The organism is Priestia megaterium, assembly GCF_023824195.1.
Classification (GTDB): domain Bacteria; phylum Bacillota; class Bacilli; order Bacillales; family Bacillaceae_H; genus Priestia; species Priestia megaterium_D.
The window spans coordinates 758,180-776,276 of record NZ_CP085442.1 but is presented as its reverse complement, the minus strand read 5'-3'; the positions used below and the strand labels follow the sequence as shown (position 1 = coordinate 776,276).

The 18,097-nt window shown below is 37.4% G+C and carries 13 protein-coding genes; 5 read left to right on the top strand and 8 right to left on the bottom strand.

The window, feature by feature from the left end; genetic code table 11:
* The first annotated feature begins 663 nt into the window (after positions 1–663).
* The 3 genes from LIS78_RS04065 (at position 664) to budA (ending at position 3,464) form a co-directional block, all read left to right on the top strand.
* On the top strand, positions 664–828 hold the full coding sequence (locus LIS78_RS04065) for an aspartyl-phosphate phosphatase Spo0E family protein (protein WP_014461503.1): 165 nt from the start codon (positions 664–666) through the stop codon (positions 826–828).
* A 226-nt stretch (positions 829–1,054) separates the two neighbouring features.
* Positions 1,055–2,734 carry an acetolactate synthase AlsS gene (alsS, locus tag LIS78_RS04060; RefSeq protein WP_425334717.1) on the top strand — a complete coding sequence of 560 codons (1,680 nt, stop codon included), beginning with the start codon at positions 1,055–1,057 and terminating at the stop codon, positions 2,732–2,734.
* A 16-nt stretch (positions 2,735–2,750) separates the two neighbouring features.
* Entirely contained in the window at positions 2,751–3,464 is a 714-nt protein-coding gene (gene budA, locus LIS78_RS04055) for an acetolactate decarboxylase (protein ID WP_209151007.1), read from the top strand.
* Positions 3,465–3,575: 111 nt separating this feature from the next.
* Here the strand turns inward: budA and LIS78_RS04050 are convergent, their stop codons facing one another.
* The 6 genes from LIS78_RS04050 to LIS78_RS04025 are packed head-to-tail and all read right to left on the bottom strand — an operon-like array spanning position 3,576 to position 12,521.
* A complete protein-coding gene (locus tag LIS78_RS04050; RefSeq protein WP_195781144.1) occupies positions 3,576–3,998 on the bottom strand; it encodes an NUDIX hydrolase in 423 nt (140 codons plus the stop codon).
* Positions 3,999–4,005: 7 nt separating this feature from the next.
* Positions 4,006–5,847 carry a 2-aminoethylphosphonate aminotransferase gene (locus tag LIS78_RS04045; RefSeq protein ID WP_209151006.1) on the bottom strand — a complete coding sequence of 614 codons (1,842 nt, stop codon included), beginning with the start codon at positions 5,845–5,847 and terminating at the stop codon, positions 4,006–4,008.
* Positions 5,840–6,970, bottom strand: a complete 1,131-nt coding sequence (gene aepY, locus LIS78_RS04040) for a phosphonopyruvate decarboxylase (RefSeq protein ID WP_252284662.1) — start codon at positions 6,968–6,970, stop codon at positions 5,840–5,842. The genes LIS78_RS04045 and aepY overlap by 8 nt, the downstream gene beginning before the upstream one ends.
* Positions 6,963–8,480, bottom strand: coding sequence for a phosphoenolpyruvate mutase (aepX, locus tag LIS78_RS04035; protein ID WP_209151004.1), 1,518 nt, complete (start codon positions 8,478–8,480; stop codon positions 6,963–6,965). Before aepX ends, aepY begins: the two co-directional genes overlap by 8 nt.
* 13 nt (positions 8,481–8,493) lie before the next feature.
* Positions 8,494–9,903 carry a Mur ligase family protein gene (locus LIS78_RS04030; RefSeq protein ID WP_209151003.1) on the bottom strand — a complete coding sequence of 470 codons (1,410 nt, stop codon included), beginning with the start codon at positions 9,901–9,903 and terminating at the stop codon, positions 8,494–8,496.
* Entirely contained in the window at positions 9,900–12,521 is a 2,622-nt protein-coding gene (locus tag LIS78_RS04025; protein WP_195781148.1) for a putative amidoligase domain-containing protein, read from the bottom strand. The genes LIS78_RS04030 and LIS78_RS04025 overlap by 4 nt, the downstream gene beginning before the upstream one ends.
* A 245-nt stretch (positions 12,522–12,766) precedes the next feature.
* Here LIS78_RS04025 and LIS78_RS04020 point away from each other — a divergent pair, with 245 nt between their 5' ends.
* The gene (locus LIS78_RS04020) at positions 12,767–13,441 is read left to right on the top strand and encodes an N-formylglutamate amidohydrolase (protein WP_195781149.1); all 675 of its coding nucleotides are present in this window, start codon (positions 12,767–12,769) and stop codon (positions 13,439–13,441) included.
* Between the two features lie 3 nt (positions 13,442–13,444).
* Here the strand turns inward: LIS78_RS04020 and speE are convergent, their stop codons facing one another.
* Positions 13,445–14,332, bottom strand: a complete 888-nt coding sequence (gene speE / locus LIS78_RS04015) for a polyamine aminopropyltransferase (RefSeq protein WP_042992322.1) — start codon at positions 14,330–14,332, stop codon at positions 13,445–13,447.
* 369 nt (positions 14,333–14,701) lie between these two features.
* Between speE and LIS78_RS04010 the strand changes: the two genes are divergently transcribed.
* Complete coding sequence (locus LIS78_RS04010; protein WP_209151002.1) at positions 14,702–15,883, top strand: MFS transporter; 1,182 nt, start codon at positions 14,702–14,704, stop codon at positions 15,881–15,883.
* Between the two features lie 50 nt (positions 15,884–15,933).
* Here LIS78_RS04010 and nasC read toward each other — a convergent pair whose 3' ends face one another.
* Complete coding sequence (gene nasC, locus LIS78_RS04005; RefSeq protein WP_195781151.1) at positions 15,934–18,084, bottom strand: assimilatory nitrate reductase catalytic subunit NasC; 2,151 nt, start codon at positions 18,082–18,084, stop codon at positions 15,934–15,936.
* Positions 18,085–18,097: the final 13 nt, after the last annotated feature.

Genomic DNA, 18,097 nt, shown 5'->3' with positions numbered 1-18,097 from the left:
AGCTCCTAACGGCTTACGTGGAGCTTTTAGGAGCCATAGTCGCTCTTATTTTGCTATTTTTCCAGTAGTAAAATAAGTAATCACCGATAAGTATCGTCTAAAAGGTTCTTCATCCATAAGGCTCGTGTGCTGATTGTCTTTAGGGAATGGTGTTTGGCGGCACTTCCCTATAGTAAAAAGACAGCTTCCTTGCAGAAATGGACAAGGTGTAATCAACTACGGCCGATTATGGGTGCGGGACCTTTTTCTTTATTAGTCTATGTCTTTTTTTACTTCCCATACACAAAAATTAAAAAACCTCCGAGTTGGCGGTCTCGAAGGTTTTTTCTAGTGAATCGTTTTCGACAAATCCTCATCCGGGCTAACAAGGTTCAGATCTAATAAGATTATGTGATGAATTTCTTCACCTTACAAGTTAAACTTGTCAAAGCTAAGAATTCATTCGCTTGTTAAGAATAACTGAACGTGCGCTCCAGATTGTCATTTTTCCTAGCCTCAGTATATCATATTTGTTGAAAACAGGTAAAAAAAGTGTTCGACAAAGCTTGTCAGCAGCTCTTCACCTATTTCATATTTTTCAAAACAAAAAACATTTTACAAATATGAAGGAATTTCATACTATTAGATAAAAGATAGAAGTATTCTGACTTGGAGAGGATTTCAATGAAGCAACCTCAGTTAGAAAAAGAAATTCGAGCCTTACAATCAGATATTTATCAATTAGCTAAAAAAACAAGCAGCTATTCTCACGGTGAGATTTTAAAATTAAGTCAAAAGCTAGATCAAAAAATTGTTAGTTACCAAAAGCTTTTTAACCATACCAAATAAGAGCCGCGTAGGACTTTCACTTACTATCCCTCAAGTACCATAAACCTACAAATAAAACAGATATGTTTTATTCGCAATAGGTACATCTCTGCTTCCCTAATTAATAGGGAAGTTTTTTATTTAGAAAATTAAAACCTTCTCCTTTCCTTTGGTTAGTTGTCATACAAATTGGGTATTCAATCAGTAGGCCTTAAAACCTATCTAAGAAACATAAAGGAGAGAATGCATGATGAGTAATGCTGATACTACCGAAACAAAAAAAGGCGCCGATTTACTAGTAGAAAGTTTGGCAAGTCAGAATGTGCCTTATATTTTTGGTATTCCAGGAGCCAAAATTGATGGCGTATTTGATGTTTTGAAAGAGAAAGGACCAGAAGTAATTGTTTGCCGCCACGAACAAAATGCTGCGTTTATGGCAGCTGCTATGGGAAGACTGACAGGTACGCCGGGCGTTTGCCTTGTCACATCAGGTCCAGGTGCCGCTAATTTAGCCACTGGCCTTGTCACTGCTACTTCTGAAGGTGATCCAGTGGTAGCCCTAGCAGGAGCAGTTCCAAGAGCAGATCGATTAAAAAAGACGCATCAATCAATGGATAATGAAGGACTATTTAAATCTATCGCCAAATTCAGCGTTGAGGTAGAAGACGTTGCGAACGTTCCAGAAGTGATAACAGACGCCTTTCGCGAAGCTGTTTCTTCTCCTTCAGGAGCATCTTTTGTCAGCTTGCCGCAGGATGTAATGGATAGCGAAACATCAGCTTCCACTCTATCCGTTTTAAAAACTCCTACGATTGGGACTGCCAATTTAGACGCTGTTGCCCAAGCTATACACACTATTCGCACAGCAAAACTACCTGTTTTACTTTTAGGTATGAGAGCAAGTAAATCTAAAGCAGTGGAATCAATCCGTCAGCTTATAGCAGAACATGACCTTCCTGTGGTGGAAACGTTCCAAGGTGCGGGAGCTGTTTCACGAGAGCTTGAAACTCACTTTTTTGGGCGAGTAGGTCTTTTTCGCAATCAGCCTGGAGACGTCTTATTGAAGCATGCTGACGTCGTCTTAACAATCGGATATGACCCAGTTGAATACCCTCCTTCTCTTTGGAACTCAGAAAGTCAAAGAAGCATTATTCATTTAGATGATTTACAAGCACAAGCTGACCACCATTATCAGCCGGAAATTGAGTTAGTAGGGGATATTCCAAGCACAATTGACATATTAGCGGATAAACTCCCAAATTTAATACGTTCAAAAGAAAGTGCTTCTTTTTTAAAAACGCTAAAAAGCAAACTTGAACAACCTGACGATCAGTACGAGTTTTCTAATGACACTCACCTTCATCCCCTACAGTTAATTGAAGCTCTGCAGAACTTTGTTGAAGATGACACTACCATCACATGTGACGTTGGTTCGCATTACATATGGATGGCTCGTTATTTTCGTTCCTATGAACCTCAGCATTTACTATTCAGCAACGGCATGCAGACGCTAGGTGTTGCTTTGCCTTGGGCTATTTCAGCTGCACTCGTTCGCCCCCATAAAAAAGTTCTGTCCATGTCTGGAGACGGCGGGTTTTTATTTTCAGCTATGGAGCTCGAGACAGCCGTTCGGTTAAACTTACCAATTGTTCACATTATTTGGAACGATCAAACCTACGATATGGTTGGCTTTCAACAGCAGATTAAATATGGCCGAAAATCTGCAGTAGAGTTTGGCAGTGTAGACTTTGTTACGCTTGCTGAAAGTTTTGGTGCCAAAGGATTTAGAGTTAACTCACCAGAAGAATTTTCGGACACTCTAGCAAACGCTTTTCGTGAACAAGGCCCCGTTATCATCGATGTTCCTGTAGATTATAAAGATAATGAAAAATTAAATACACAGCTACTGCCAGATCAAATTAACTGAAAGGACTGAGTAAAGAATGAGCAATAAAGAAAAATTAACGATTCACCAAACTTCCACTATGATCGCTTTATTAGACGGAGTATTTGACGGTGTTGTCACATATAAGGATTTAGCTAAGAAAGGTGATTTCGGCATCGGTACGTTTAATCAATTGGATGGTGAAATGATTGCCTTTGACGGAGAATTTTATCATATTGCTGATGGGAAAGCCGCGCCTATTAGCGAAGATGCAAAAACACCTTTTGCCATTATGACAACCTTTTATGAAGATATCTCTTATCGTGTAGAAAAGGACATGAATCGTGAACAACTAGAAACCTTAATGAACGAGCTTATTCCTAGCCCGAATTTATTCTATGCAGTTCGCATTGACGGGAAGTTTAAAGAAGTAAAAACTCGCACTGTTGCAAAGCAAGAGAAACCCTATCCTTCTATGGTAGATGCGGCTGCTGATCAGCCTACATTTACATCTTCAGATGTAAATGGAACACTAGCAGGTTTTTACACGCCAGAATATTCTTCAGGCATCGGTGTTCCCGGCTACCACCTGCACTTTATTGATGAATATAAAAAAGAAGGGGGGCATGTTTTAGATGTCTCTGTTCAGGATGTTACAATTCAAATCTGCAAAAAAACGAAATTAAATCTCAATTTATCGGAAACAAGTGAATTTTTAAATGCTAATTTAGAAGACCATGATGTAGAAGAAGAAATTGCGACGGCTGAATAAACAACGATACTTTTACTGATAAAAAAACTCTCATCGTCACGCATGACGATGAGAGTTTTTTATTTAATCGAGTTCAGGCTTCATTTCTAGCACAACACAGAAACCTTCCGCCTATACGTAAAAGGAGCCCGTGTCTTTTAAAACATAGAAAAATGGTGTTTCAGTCTCTTTTAGACATCTAGCCATTCGATCCTTAAAGTTATCTAATTTAATTATATTTTTTGCTTCTTCTAACGTAAAATATCCCACATCCTGCGTTTCATTGGAGACAGAAATTTTTCCGCTAATCGCTTTTCCCTTTAATAAAATAACAGTAGTAGACCTTTTAACATCTTGTTCTACTCCAAGAAAGTTGGTCACTTCAATAACAATTCCAGATTCTTCTTTAACTTCTCGTATACCCGCATCTTTTATCGATTCACCTACTTCGACAAAACCACCGGGAAATTCCCATCCCCGTCTATGGTTCTTGACTAGAAGCACGTGATGATCTTGATTTATTACCATAACTGCTACAGCTAATTTTTGATTCAACTTTTTCTCACTCTCCTTTTAAAGCTTTAAGATATTGTTCAAGAAGGTGAAGAAATCTTTCTATATCTCTATATGTGATATCACCAATATTTGCTATTCGAAACGTTTCTAATTTATCAATTTTACCAGGATAAATGGTAAATCCTTGTTTATAAAAAAAATCATGCATAATATCAAAATTATACTTTTTATCGGAAGGCTCGATGATAGAGGTAATAATTTTAGAATGATGTGTTTCAGGAACCAAATAGGTTAACCCAAGCCGATTAATTCCATGAGTTAAAGTAGTCCATGATTTTGAGTAGCGTTCATATCGTTTCTCAATTCCTTCCCACTGAGTTTCTATAATTGCCTGCTTTAAGGCATACATAGTCTGAACAGGAGGAGTAAAACGCATTTGTTTATTCATTTGGAAATATCGATACTGATCATATAAATGAAGATAAAGGTTACGAGGCTTTATTTGCTCCGTTTTTTCTAACCGGTCTTTATTTGCTATAACAAACGACACGCCTGCCATTCCTTGAAGGTTCTTGTTTGCACTTGCGGCCAGATAGCTTATATTCATTTTTCGCATGTCAATTGGAACAGCTGCATACGAACTCATTGCATCCACAATCATTTCGATATTTTTCACTGCACAAAATTCCCCAATTTGTTCAATATCATTAAGAAGCCCCGTGGAAGTTTCACAGTGAACAAGCGCCAGATAAGAAACGTTCGTTGAAATCTTTTTTATAAAAATTTCTAAGTCGTTCATATCAATAGCCTGCTCGGCGGAGCTTTTATATTCTAAATAATTCAGTCCATAAATTTCAGCGATTTTACACATTCTCTCACCGTATGGACCATTATTGATAATAACAACCGTACCGTTATCAATTACTGAACTTAAAATCGATTCCACTGCCGCTGTTCCAGATCCGCCGAATAATACCGTAGTATACTTCTCTGGATTCCCAACAAATTTTGTTAGTTCAGTAGAGATAAATTCCATCGTCTCTCCAAATTCTTTTTCTCTCGGGCAAATGTCTTCCACTATTTGAGCATATTTGACGGTATCTGTTGTAGTTGCCGGTCCGGGGTTTAGGAGTATATTTCTCTTAACAGTATGTGGAATACCTTCTCGAGCTTTAATAATCGGATAAACAATAGTGGTTGCTCTTGCCCAGTGATCTTCATCATCTACTTCACACCATGCCAAATTATCCAGTTTATGAACATACACATTTGCTTTTTCGGAAATTTTAACGAGGCCATATTCATAATCGATCGTTTGATTAAACTGAAACAGCGTATTTGCTTCATCACAAAGTCTCTGAAATGTAGCATAAGAGAGTTTGGTTAAACCAACTAGTTCTGCATAGATACTATTCAACTCTTCTTTTTGTTTTGACATATTCTTAAGGTTATTATTTTCATCAGCTTCAATATAAACTTCATCGCCAGCACCGTTCAATTTACTCGCTAGTATGACATCTGATCTCGAATGGGTTACTAATGTTTTCAACGCATTCTTTTCATAAATTACATCTGATTCCAATAGTAAAAAATCTTCTTTAATATAATTTTTAAATTGATACAGCGTAAACAGACTTCCCGTTGTTTCGTATCTAGAATTATAAACACATTTTATTTGAGGGTATCTAACCATTAGCTTTTCATATTCTTCTTTCATATAGCCTGTTCCAATAAAAATCGTCTTAACTCCTGCTTCTATTAACTTCGAAATAGAATGTTCAATAATCGATTTTTCATCAATCATCAAAAAACCTTTAGGGCGGTTTCCAGCTCTTTTACGAATCCTGCTCCCCATCCCTGCAGCTAGAATAACAGCTGTTTTAATCATCTAAAAACACCTGCAGTCTTTCTCTGACTTCATAAGGCTTCATTTCAGGACGCCCCAGGTTCTTTTTAGATCCTTTCGCTATTTTAAGATATAAAAACGTTAATTTTTTATCACTTTTCCACTGTTTTATATACGTCTCTAACTCATTTAAGTTATGAACATGAATGGAATTTTGATACCCACAGGAAGAAGCAATATCTACAAAATTAATGTTATGAGAGACTGTATGTTGTCCCCCTGTAGAATCATGGGTTTGATTGTCTAAAAGAATGTGTAATAAATTTGCTGGACAATAGTATCCGTTGGTTGCTAGATTTCCCATGCGCATAAGCAAAGCTCCGTCTCCATCAATCGTAATGACGTTCTTTTCATTTCTGCTCAAAGCTAAGCCTAAACCAATGGAACTAACGCACCCCATAGATCCAACCATATAAAAATTATTTCTTGCGTCTTCTATTTCGTAAAGCTCTCTTCCCGTTTTTCCTGTAGCAGCCACCTGAATGGTATCATTGTCCTTTAGTGAATTAACTACTTGTAATGCCTCATACCTTGAAGGTAACTCGTCGGCTGTTATCTGTTCACTTTTCATTTTAGGAGTAACGTTTTTCATCGATTTTTCTAAAAGCTTAACTGGCTCAAACGTTCCTTTTTTTACAATAAAGAAGTAGCTTTCATTATTTTCAACAGCTTGATTAGCCCGCTGTAATTGTTTTTTAACTTCCGCAAAATCAAAAGATAAATATTCCCATTTTATTTTCATCGTATTTAGCAGGGCAGGAGTAATTTCTCCCATTAATTCATGCTGCGGTTCATCTGGACATCCAGGTTCTCCGCGAAAACTGACAAATCCAAGGACAGGAATTTTAAACGGATGAATAAGAGAGGTTAAAGGGGAAACAGCATTTGCTAATCCGGAATTCTGCATTAAAACAACGGCTTTGTTACCAGCAATTGATGCGCCAGCAGCAATCGCTACCGCTTCTCCTTCGTTTGCTGCTGCAACATATTCACATTCGTTGATAGCGTAGTTAATAAGATGTTTAAGGTAGGAACAAGGAACCCCGCTATAAAATTGAAAACCTAGTTTTTTTAATTGAGTCCCAAATACGGATGTACTAATCATTTTCCCCACCATCTTTTTGAATCTTTGTATACGTTTCGGTATCTATCCATGACCCCATCGTATATTTAACAGCAACCGGGTGAATTAGATTAATATAATTAAAGAAATCAGAAAACGTGAGCTGAGCAAAATCTTTTCTTTGTGCCAGTTCTTCCAAAGCTTTTTTTACAACCTCAGTGCCTTTTCCGGAAACTTTCCAAAGACCAATGAATTCACCATGAATGTTTTTAAAGTTTGGATTGCACGACATTTGAATCAAGTCTACTGTTTTGGAATACAGCTGTTTGGAATAGGGAAGTTTAGCAGTTACATAAGATGTTTGATTCCCCTTTAGCTCATAATCAGCTCCTGCTACGATAGTGATATCGCCACTTTCATGAATTAACTCCTCAAAAACATGTGTTTTATACACGATGTTACTATCGCTTATTAAAGTAGCCGTCCCTAGCTTATCTCTTGCAGCATAAAGATGATATAATTCTCCTTTATTAGGAAACGCCTTATCTTCCATAGCTTTGTTACGATCTACTTTTATACTATTTGTCACGCCGACTTTTTTTAACTGATTTATCTGCTCAGTTATTAAAGCTTCATTTGCTGATTCTTTTACCAGAATCATAGCGTTCGTGCTATGATTGGCAGAGCTTAAATAAAGCTTCTCTGCAATATCGAGCTCTTCAGCTTTTTGAAGACGGAAAACTTCCTCAAGCGGAGAGACATTTTTTTCTACGTTAATCAAACTTTTATCGTAATAAATCTGAGCGGACGTTTTTTGCATAGCTGTAATGGAAGATCTTAAGTTATGGTTGGCCCAAATGCTCAAGCTAATTCCTAAATCACTAAATTTATCAGTTGGAACCGAATAATATTTGGTTGGAACAATAATAACCGGAAGCCTGTTTCCCCACTCTTTCATAAAAGCTTCAATCTCTGTCATATCTGACCTTTTACTATGAATCAAAACGGCGTCAGTTCCCGCTTGGCGATAAGCTTCTGCACGCTTTAAAGCTTCTTTCAGCCCCCACCCTGCAATAAAAGCTTCTACGCGCGATACCACTACAAAATCTTCATCTTTTTGACTGTCTTTCATTGCTTTAATTTTGCCGCAAAATTCATTAATATCTGCAAGCGGCTGTGCTTCACCTTTAATAAATGAGTTTGTTTTTGGAAACAATTTATCTTCAATACACACTCCTGGAATGTCTCGCTGCTCCAATTTCTTAACTAATCTTCTTGCATTATTAAAATTCCCATAGCCTGTATCGCCATCAAGAAGAATTGGAACGGACGTTGCGTCACTCATAAACTCTAAGATGTCTAATACCTGTGTCCATGAAGCCTCGTTATTATCTCTTACACCCAGTGCTGCGGATAAAGACAGTCCACTGGCCCATATCCCTTTGAATCCGGCTTCTTCTACAATCTTTGCAGATAGCGCACTGTGAGCCTCCATAATAAACTCTAGCTGTTTACTTTCTATCAACTCTCTTAGCTGTTTAGTCTTCTTCATGTCTATCCTCCTTTTACTCTTCATTGTCTGGAATAAGTTTGTTTCTTAATTCTTTAAAAGTAGGTTTTGTCATAACACGATGCGTTACTTTTAATAAAATTATTGTATTTTCATTTAAATATGGAGCTAGCACATTGTATACTTCATCACCGGTCTTACAAAAATAGACCTTGTTAGGATCCATTCCACATTTTAAAGCTCCTGTCCCAATAGCTTTTGCTTCTTCTCCTACTACCAATAAAATATCAATCTTTGATTCCGCTGCTTTTTTCCCCATCTCTTCATATTGTTTAATTGCATGATGCCCTTCTCCTAGCTGAGGCATGTAACCTAATAAAGCGATAGACTGTTTCTCTTTTGACATATCACTGAGAACTCCAAGAGCTGTAGCCATCGATAAAGGCGAAGAGTTCCATGTATCATTAATTACCGTACATTCATTCATTCCTCTTTTAAATTCCAAATGTTCTTCTACTTGTTCAAATAAGCTAAGTCTTTGTATGGCAACGGAAATATCAACGCCCACATAAAATACAGCAGCAATGGCAGCAAGTGCATTATACACATTATGTTCACCATATCCAGGAATAAAGGCATCGTACTCTTTGTTTTGGTACTTTAAAGTAAAAGCCATTCCTCCGTTAGCATATTTAATATCTTTTGCTTGAAATTGGGAATCATCATTTTTCCCTATATATACAATATTTTGAAGATGCCTCACATCAAGCACTCTCTTAATATTTTCGTCATCTGCGTTTAAAATCAAAATGCCGCTGTCTGGATCTAGGCCTTCTACAATTTCGGCTTTTGCTTTCATATATTCTTCAGGTGTTTCACAATCAGCGAGATGGTGCACGCCTATATTTAATAGAATTCGTATTTGTGGCTGAAAGTAGCGGCACGCAACTTTTAAATAGCCCGGATAAGCGACCGGCATCTCAAAAACAGCTACTTCTGTCGTATCATCAATACTTGTTAAATAACGTAAATTTACAGACATAGAATTCATACTCATCCACGTAGCTTTCACTTTATAATCTTCAATTAATATTTGTCGGATCATCTCTTTCGTGGTCGTTTTTCCACAAGTTCCTGTAACACCAATAACAGGAAGATCAAAAAGCCCTCGATAGTATTCGATAAATTTCCAATAAGCCTCTTCTAATTGAGTTGTTTTAACAAGAATAATATTTCCTTCTAAGTTCGTGCACAGCTCAGGGTGATCTGTTATAACGACAATTGAATGATTTTCTTTCCAATACTTCCCTCTAATCGGTTCTCTATCTAAATGAAAGATGAGTGTATGATCCTCTATATCTTTTTTAGCGTAGTTTATAGCGTGTTTAATAACAGGATTTCCTGATCCATAACAAAGGTCTCCCCCCGTTTGTTTAAGGATTTCATTTAATGTGAAGTGCTTCATGTTAAATCCTCCTTTTCTTCTTCGTAACCAGCCAGTGAAGACGCATAATTGAGCAGACGAATCCCCGCCAAAGTACGCAGCTTGTAGGCTCTAATTTGTGAAAATAGACTATCTGGTTTTGCATTTATTTCAAGTAACTTTATGGAACCGTACTGATCTATACATAAATCTACCGCCAGCTCCCCAAAAGGACCCACTTTTTCCTCTACTGTTGCAACAATATTTTTAGATATTTTAGCTAATTGGTTTATAATGAGCCTTCTGTCTGTTGGATCGGGATATAAACTGTTTAATATTTTACTGAGGCGCATATTCGTTTCAGAATCTTCCGTTAGCACATCTTCACCGGTGAGACGCGCAACCATCCCCGTTCGAAGCCAAATTTGCTTTTCATTTTTTTGCATATAAACCCGTATTTCTAAATTTTTATCTTTGTACTGTTTTCTGCGAATTCCTTCTTGAACAAGATAAGGATTGTTTTTCATCAAAGGAGAAAGCAAAGTAAATAATTCTTCCATATTACTGAATTGATGCAGCTCTTTTTTATTAAGATCAAACCAAAAGATGCCTGTTGGTCGGCGAACGATGCGCATGACTCCTTTACTTAAGGCCCCGCCAAGCGGTTTTAAATAAACTTCTCCGTAGCTATCAAGCATTTCTGCAATGTCAGCAGGATTTTGTACGAGACGTGACTCTGGAAGAAATTCTTCATATTCTTTCATAAGAAGTTCATATGTTGCCCACTTATCTCCCGTAAGCTGAAACAAGTTTGAAGAATTAACAAAAGGAATTTTATAAATCGCCTGAAGTTTTGCCCTTACTTCATCTATTAAAATATTTTTTCTACCATCTATGAAATAACGGTCATAAATAACAGCAGGAAAAGGAAAAAGCCCTTCACCGTTAATAGTTGTTCCTTTAACCAATTTTTTCTCCCAATCAATATCTTCAGGTTCAAACACATATACAAGCATTCGCTTTTCATTTGCTAAGCGACATAGATGGTGGAAATAAGTTGTTTGTCTTTCAAAAGGACGGTTAGCAAGAATGCCAATAATAGGACCTAAAGTTATGATGCCTTCTGAAGCTGATAGCTTGGGGCACCAATCTTTTGGGAGAGATAGTTTATCACGGAGAGATTTAGAAAGTTGAACCATATTTGGATGGCGAAATGAAAAAGGATAAGAATGCACAGTTGCAGTTGATATTGCCTTTCCTGCACTAACAATTGTAGACTGCCCCTCTTTGAGGCCGTATTTTAAACGGAGCTTTTTGGGGATTTGGATAATATGTCCGCGGTCATAGACTTCTTTAGAAATCTTTACATTCCAATTCCTGCGAATATCATTTGATTCATCACAAGGAATTTCTTTTTCTATCATTTCAAATAGAAAAGATAGTTCATTTTGATAGTGTGGATAGCTGGATGTTTTTATAAGATTTGCCTTGATATCTTTCCACATCCGTTTAAGAAAGATTTTATTCCCTTGATAGTAGGCACGCTGCGTAAGTGGATGAAATAAAAATTCGCTTTTTAATTCATGATGATGGGTAGCAACTAGCTGAGCAAGAGCTAAAGTGGAGAGAGTAATTCTAGGGTCGATAATCCAAGAGCTTAAAGTTAAATACTCAAATCCATACGGTTTCTCACGATAGCGTCCAAGACCTCCATGGTTCGTTTTCCGTCTAAGTTTAGCGGTCTTAGATTCTTCTATCAGCGCTACTGGAATAGCAAGGTAGTGGTCAAGAGCTCTTAATAAAGATAAAGAAAGCGGGATGCCAAAATGAATATGTCCTCCACATTGATACCCTGAAAACGGCATGCTGCCTGCCCGAAAATGAACATTTTCATATGGTACCTGTGCAGATGCTTTTTCTATTAATTTTTGGATATTCTCAAATAGCTCTGTTGATGAATTCGCTTTTTCAGGCCTAACTTCTACTAATGCATACTCACCGCTATCTTGCTCTATTTGTCTTTCATCACAACCTACCGGACCTTCAACAGAAAAAAAAGTAGAAGCTGGTAGAAGCTCTCCATCACAACTTAACATAAACTCAACATCAGCACCCATGCTAAAAGGAACACTAGGCTTTAATGGATTTTCTATCCATTCACTTTCTGATGAGTTAATATCTGTGACGATACACTCTCCATTTTCTAATACCCCCATTTTGACAAAGCCGCTTTTAGCTCCCGTTACGTAGAGCGCTCGAATGGCTACGTTCATCAGCATTTCCGGTACATCCATGCTGTTTATCTGTTCTAATTTCCAACCGAAGGCTTGCGTTCGAATGGGTATTTCATTAAATACAACATGTTCACTGGTCACTACTTGTACTGTTTTTACGCTCAGTCCTTCTACTTCTAGACAATATTCTTTGTCTATTGCATATATTTTCGTAAAATAATCATATCCTTCATATATTGCTTGGTCCTTTGTATTTACGATAACAATATCTCTTCCGCTATGGTGACCATACTTCCTCCCTATCACTGGATATGAACAGGTTTTGGGGTCAACTAATTCAACAGACGGTATATTATTCAGATTAAGAGTTTGCAACGTCATTTCTTTATCAGATAATATCCCTAACTCTTCTCTCATTGGATCCATTTTGAAGCCTCCTAATTAGAACTTTCTATCGTATTTTGTTACTTTAATGCCCTATAACAATAATCAGCTACTCATATAGTATGTAACTATACAAAATAATCCTGTACATTTATCTATTTATTCCCACCATCTCTAAAAACTTTTTATGTATGTATTTAACTCGTGTAATAATTCACCGATTTTATTTTTACTGCATTTATTATAGAAAGAATAAATTTCAAACGATATAAAAGGAGAAATAGTCAATGACATTAAAATTCATTCATGGAAACTACTTAAAATACAACAAAGGAACTGGTTTTATAAGCTGTCACGTGGATGCACTTCATGCAGAACCACCTGCTGCTGATTTGTTTACAGATAAAATTGTAGAGAATTTAGTAAAGAGAACAGGATGTGCAGGAATCGTTAGTACGGTTTCCAGAACCGTAGCAGATTTAAATAGAAATCTAAATGAAACAAACCATGAGGGGATACATGAATATAGAAGAACAATCCAAGAAATTGTTAAATCTTTAAAGATAGTAGATAGTAATAATCGCCTTCTAACGCCCTATTTGCATTTATCTTTTCATGGAATGAAGGATACACATTACGGACCTTATGCAATTGAAGTGGGGACTTTATATGGACAATCTTGCTCAAAGGAAGTTAAAGATTGGTTTCAACAAGCGCTGACTAAAAAATCTGAAGATTCGTTCCCGAAAATCCATGTAATATTTGATAATAAATTTGTTGGAAACGAATCAATTGCCTTTCACAGACAAGGTGACAATAGCGGCTATCTAGGTTACAGTCATAATTTTAATACGTTTCAAATTGAATTATCCCGGACCCTGCGCAGCAAACACAGAACTACTATAGCAAATATATTTTCCGAGATTATTCATGACTTTCAACAAACATTCGTCGCTACTTAGTTTTTAGGAATCTTTTCCGTCTACTATTTCTTTTATATATTTAGGTAAAACAAATGATGCACGGAAAATTTCAGGATCAACATATTGAGTATGTGTATGCTGTAACTTCGTCAAATCGGCCTGAAGAGGATCCATTTTTTTAGAAGCAATCGTAAAACTCCAAATGCCGCAAGGGAAAAGAGGTATAGTCACTAAATATGTGCGGACAATTGGAAATAGCTCCTTTAAATTTTTAATTGTGCCTTGTAACGTAGAAGTATTGTAGTAAGGAGATCCTGATTGAAAAACAACCACGCCATCATCCTTAAGGCTGTTGTAGACATATTGATAAAAATCAGGTTGAAATAGTTTTTTTCCCGGTCCAACAGGGTCAGGCCGATCAATTATGAGAACATCATAAACTCCCTTTTGTTCTTGAATCCAATCTATTCCATCGCGATGTATCATATTGAGCCTGGTTTCACCATCGTAACAAGAAGCCGGAGTTAGCCATGTGCGGCAGATTTCTGTAACTTTTGGATCGATTTCGACTACATCAATTTGTTGAATTCCGTCATACTTCATTGCCTCCCGGGCAGGACCGCAGTCTCCTCCGCCAATCATCGCAACTTTTTGGGGATTTGAATGCGTTATAATTGGCACATGGCTAATCATTTCATTATAAATAAACCCTTCTCCTGTTGAAATTTGTGGAGTACCATCTAGCACCAACATTTTCCCATACCATTTTGTATCCACAATACTGATTTGTTGATAGGAAGATTGCTCATAGTGAAGTAGACTTTTTACTTTATACCCCATTTTCACTCTAGCCTGTCCCACGTAACTCCATATCCAGAGAACTCCATTATCATCCTTTTTATAACCTGAAAGAGGATGCTTTTCTGTCACTTTTTCCACCTTCTATTTCAAAAATTTGTGTTCTATATAAAATATGAATTATTTTTTATTTCGCTATAATTCGATAGCACAAATTTATAGGTGCTTACTCTATTAATCTCTTCTAATTTCAATTTTCCTTCCATTCTTTCGACAATATTTCTACTTACTGTTCTTTCAAAGCTTTTTAACCGTTTCTTCATCAGCACTTAGATAGAGTGTAAGTCTAAGTTATCTCTCCACCTTTATCTGCATCCGTTTTTCAGCAAAAGTACGGAAGAAAACCTAACACAGAATGATACATAAGAAAGAAAGCGTAGTATCATAATTACCATATTGCAACAGCTTTACGCTGCATATAAAAAAGGAGGTTTTTAAGCAATGTTTTCTAAACGGCCCTTATCTGTACTTCTTATCTCGACTTTATCTATGATTATTGCTTTTTCAGTATGGTCTGTCTTCGCACCTATCGCTGCAGATATTCAAGTGATGTATTCGTTAACCAATGCTGAAAAAAGTATCTTAATTGCCACTCCCGTCTTATTAGGTTCCCTCATGCGAATTCCGATGGGGATTTTAACAGATCGCTTCGGGGGAAGAAAAGTGTATTCTTTGACTATGCTGGCTCTTTTACTCCCTACCATTTGTGCAGGCTTTACTCATTCTTATTCCATGCTGCTCTTTTGGGCATTTTTTATCGGCATGGCTGGAACAACATTTGCTATTTCCATTACATATGTCTCTAAATGGTATTCACCTCAAAAGCAAGGTTTTATTTTAGGAATTGCCGGGATGGGCAACTTAGGATCGGCGGTAGCAAGCTTTAGTATTCCACTTATCTTTTCTTCTTTTGGCTTGCCTTGGGTATTTTGGAGTTTAGCAATTGCGGTAGCCTTAATGGCTCTTTTATTATGGGTAGGAACTTCAGACCACCCTTCTGCTGCTTCCCCCAAAACGCTGCAGGAATCTTTATCGGTATTAAAATTTAAAGAAACGTGGTTTTTATCCGTTTTCTATTTTTTAACATTTGGTGGATTTGTAACGTTCAGCATCTATCTCCCTACCATTTTGCATGATCAATTTAATGCTTCAACTGTAGACAGTGGGCTGAAAACAGCTGTTTTTGTCGTACTAGCAACGTTTGTACGGCCTCTTGGAGGATATTTATCGGATGTATTCGGAGCAAAAAAAGTACTCACCTTCGTCTTTACCGGAATGCTACTAATAGGGGTATTTATTGCATTTACCATCACTGCCTTCTCCCTATTTAGCGTAGGTTGTTTACTTGCAGCCATTACTCTTGGCATCGGAAATGGAGCTGTTTTTAAAATGGTTCCATCTGTTTCAACAGGAAATATTGGAGCTGTTACCGGGATCGTAGGAGCATTCGGAGGAGTAGGCGGCTTCTTTCCCCCTATTGTGCTAGGCTTTATAAAAGATACAAGCGGAGATTACGTTGTCGGTTTTTCCTTACTAGCGCTTTTTGCCCTATTCTGTCTCTTACTGAATTATTCTGGATTCAAAAAACAAGATGTACGTATTAACCAAAAGCACCTTGCCTGATTCCATGTAAAAAGCCTCTTTTTTTCAAGAGGCTTTTTGCATCAGCATTTTTAATAGCTGCTTCTTTTTACAGAAGGGGTAATCTTCACAGCACTTACTTTAAACCCTGGCATCTTACAGGCGGGATCTAATTTCTCAGAGACAAGGTTATTAACATTTTGAGAATCCGCCCAGTGAAAAGGAACAAATACGGTATCTGGCCGAATGCCCTCTGAAAATTTGCTTCTTACCACAATACTTCCATATGAAGATTCAATTTGTACTAATTCTTGATTCGAAATTTCATATTTTTTCGCTGTTGAAGGGTGGATTTCCATAAATGATTCGAAATTTCTCGCAGATAAAGACGCACTTTTTCGCGTTTGTACACCCGTTAAATAGTGCGACATCACTCTCCCCGTTGTTAAATAGAGAGGATATTTTTCCGTTATTTTTGCTTTAGGAACAATAGCTTGATTCGAGACAGGGACCATCATCGCTTTTCCATCACTATGAGCAAAACGCGTTTCAAACAGGCGCTCGGTTCCTTTATCTGTTAAGCTTCTGCATGGCCATAAAATTCCTTTTTCCGCTCGTAATCGTTCGTACGTAATACCGGAGTAATCCGCGATCCCTCCTTTACTTGCTATTCGCAGTTCATTAAATATTTCTTCAGCTGATGAAAACGAAAAATGTTCCTCTTTCCCTAAAGCTGTAGCAATTTCACATAGTATTTCCCAGTCGTGTTTGATTTCGCCACGGCATGGAAAGCTAGCTTCGCGTAATGTAACTCTTCCCTCTACATTTGTCATGGTTCCTTCATCTTCCAAGTAGGAAGATGCTGGTAAGATTAAGTTTGCTAATTTTGCCGTTTCTGATTCAAACATATCTGCTACCACTAGAAATTCAAGCTTTTCAAAAGCCTTCTTAACAAAATTAGCGTTTGGATTTGAAACTGTTGGATTTGAACACATCAAAAACAGCCCTTTAATTTCACCGTCATGAATTTTTTCAATCATCTCATATGCAGAAACGCCTTTTCTAGGAAGATCTTTCTCCTCTATGTTCCACACATCTGCTATATACATCCGGTGCTCATGATTTTCGATGGAACGGTAGCCAGGAAGCTGATCCGCTTTTTGACCATGCTCTCGGGCTCCTTGCCCATTTCCTTGACCAGTAATGGCCCCATATCCGCAGCGAGGTTTACCGATTTTCCCAACGGAAAGTAGAATATTCAAAAAATTTCGCACCGCAGCACTTCCGTCTGTTTGCTGCTCTACCCCTCTAGCAGTAAAAATCATTCCCGTTTTTCTTTGACCAAACATACGGGCAGCTTGGTACATTTCCTCAAGTGGCACTCCCGTTATTTCTTCAATGACATTAAATTCCAGAGACTCCACATATTGAATTACTTCTTCAAATCCATTGACACGTTCTTGTAGAAATCGTTCATCTAGATAATTTTCTTCTATAAGGATCTTCAAGATTCCATTGGCTAGTGCCGCGTCGCTCCCCGGTTTAAGTTTCAAGTGTAAATCAGCTATTTTAGTTGTAGCTGTTTCTCTTGGATCAATTGCAATAATAAAAGCTCCGTTTTCTTTTGCTTTCTCAAAATAAGGCATAATCGTTGGCTGACATTCCGCAATATTTGTTCCAGCTAACATAATACATTCAGTAAACGGAATCTCTTGCAAGCTATTCGTAAATCCTCGGTCCATGCCAAATGTTTTACTAGCAGCAGAAGCAGCAGCCGACATACATAAGCGTCCATTGTAATCAATATACTTTGTTTTTAACGCAACTCGAGCAAATTTCCCTAATAAATAAGCTTCTTCATTTGTAATAGAGGCACTTCCATAAACACCTAGCGCATCTGCTCCATTCTTCTCTTGAATCTCTGTAACGTTTTCTTTAATATAGTGAAGAGCTTCTTTCCAAGAAATCTTTACAAACTCTCCGTTTACTTTTAATAAAGGATATTGAATCCGATCTTTATGCAAAGGATGCTGATGCGCATTCATTCCTTTGATACATAACCTTCCTTGAGAAGTAGGGTTGTCTGTTCCAATTGTTTTATACGTTTTCCTTTTCACATGTGTTTGTTCAACTAACTGCATTTTGCACTGCATGCTGCAGTAAGGACACTGAGTATTATAGATACGCTCGGTTTCAACTTGCTTTTGCTGCTCACGAAAATATTTCAATAGCATCTCAGTCATCGTAGGTCACCCT

Excerpts from the sequence above, each read along its gene's own strand:
- LIS78_RS04065 (WP_014461503.1), top strand. The coding sequence starts at position 664 with ATGAAGCAACCTCAGTTAGAAAAAGAAATTCGAGCCTTACAATCAGAT.
- alsS (WP_425334717.1), top strand. The coding sequence starts at position 1,055 with ATGATGAGTAATGCTGATACTACCGAAACAAAAAAAGGCGCCGATTTA.
- budA (WP_209151007.1), top strand. The coding sequence starts at position 2,751 with ATGAGCAATAAAGAAAAATTAACGATTCACCAAACTTCCACTATGATC.
- LIS78_RS04045 (WP_209151006.1), bottom strand. The coding sequence starts at position 5,847 with ATGATTAAAACAGCTGTTATTCTAGCTGCAGGGATGGGGAGCAGGATT.
- aepY (WP_252284662.1), bottom strand. The coding sequence starts at position 6,970 with ATGATTAGTACATCCGTATTTGGGACTCAATTAAAAAAACTAGGTTTT.
- aepX (WP_209151004.1), bottom strand. The coding sequence starts at position 8,480 with ATGAAGAAGACTAAACAGCTAAGAGAGTTGATAGAAAGTAAACAGCTA.
- LIS78_RS04030 (WP_209151003.1), bottom strand. The coding sequence starts at position 9,903 with ATGAAGCACTTCACATTAAATGAAATCCTTAAACAAACGGGGGGAGAC.
- LIS78_RS04025 (WP_195781148.1), bottom strand. The coding sequence starts at position 12,521 with ATGGATCCAATGAGAGAAGAGTTAGGGATATTATCTGATAAAGAAATG.
- LIS78_RS04020 (WP_195781149.1), top strand. The coding sequence starts at position 12,767 with ATGACATTAAAATTCATTCATGGAAACTACTTAAAATACAACAAAGGA.
- LIS78_RS04010 (WP_209151002.1), top strand. The coding sequence starts at position 14,702 with ATGTTTTCTAAACGGCCCTTATCTGTACTTCTTATCTCGACTTTATCT.
- nasC (WP_195781151.1), bottom strand. The coding sequence starts at position 18,084 with ATGACTGAGATGCTATTGAAATATTTTCGTGAGCAGCAAAAGCAAGTT.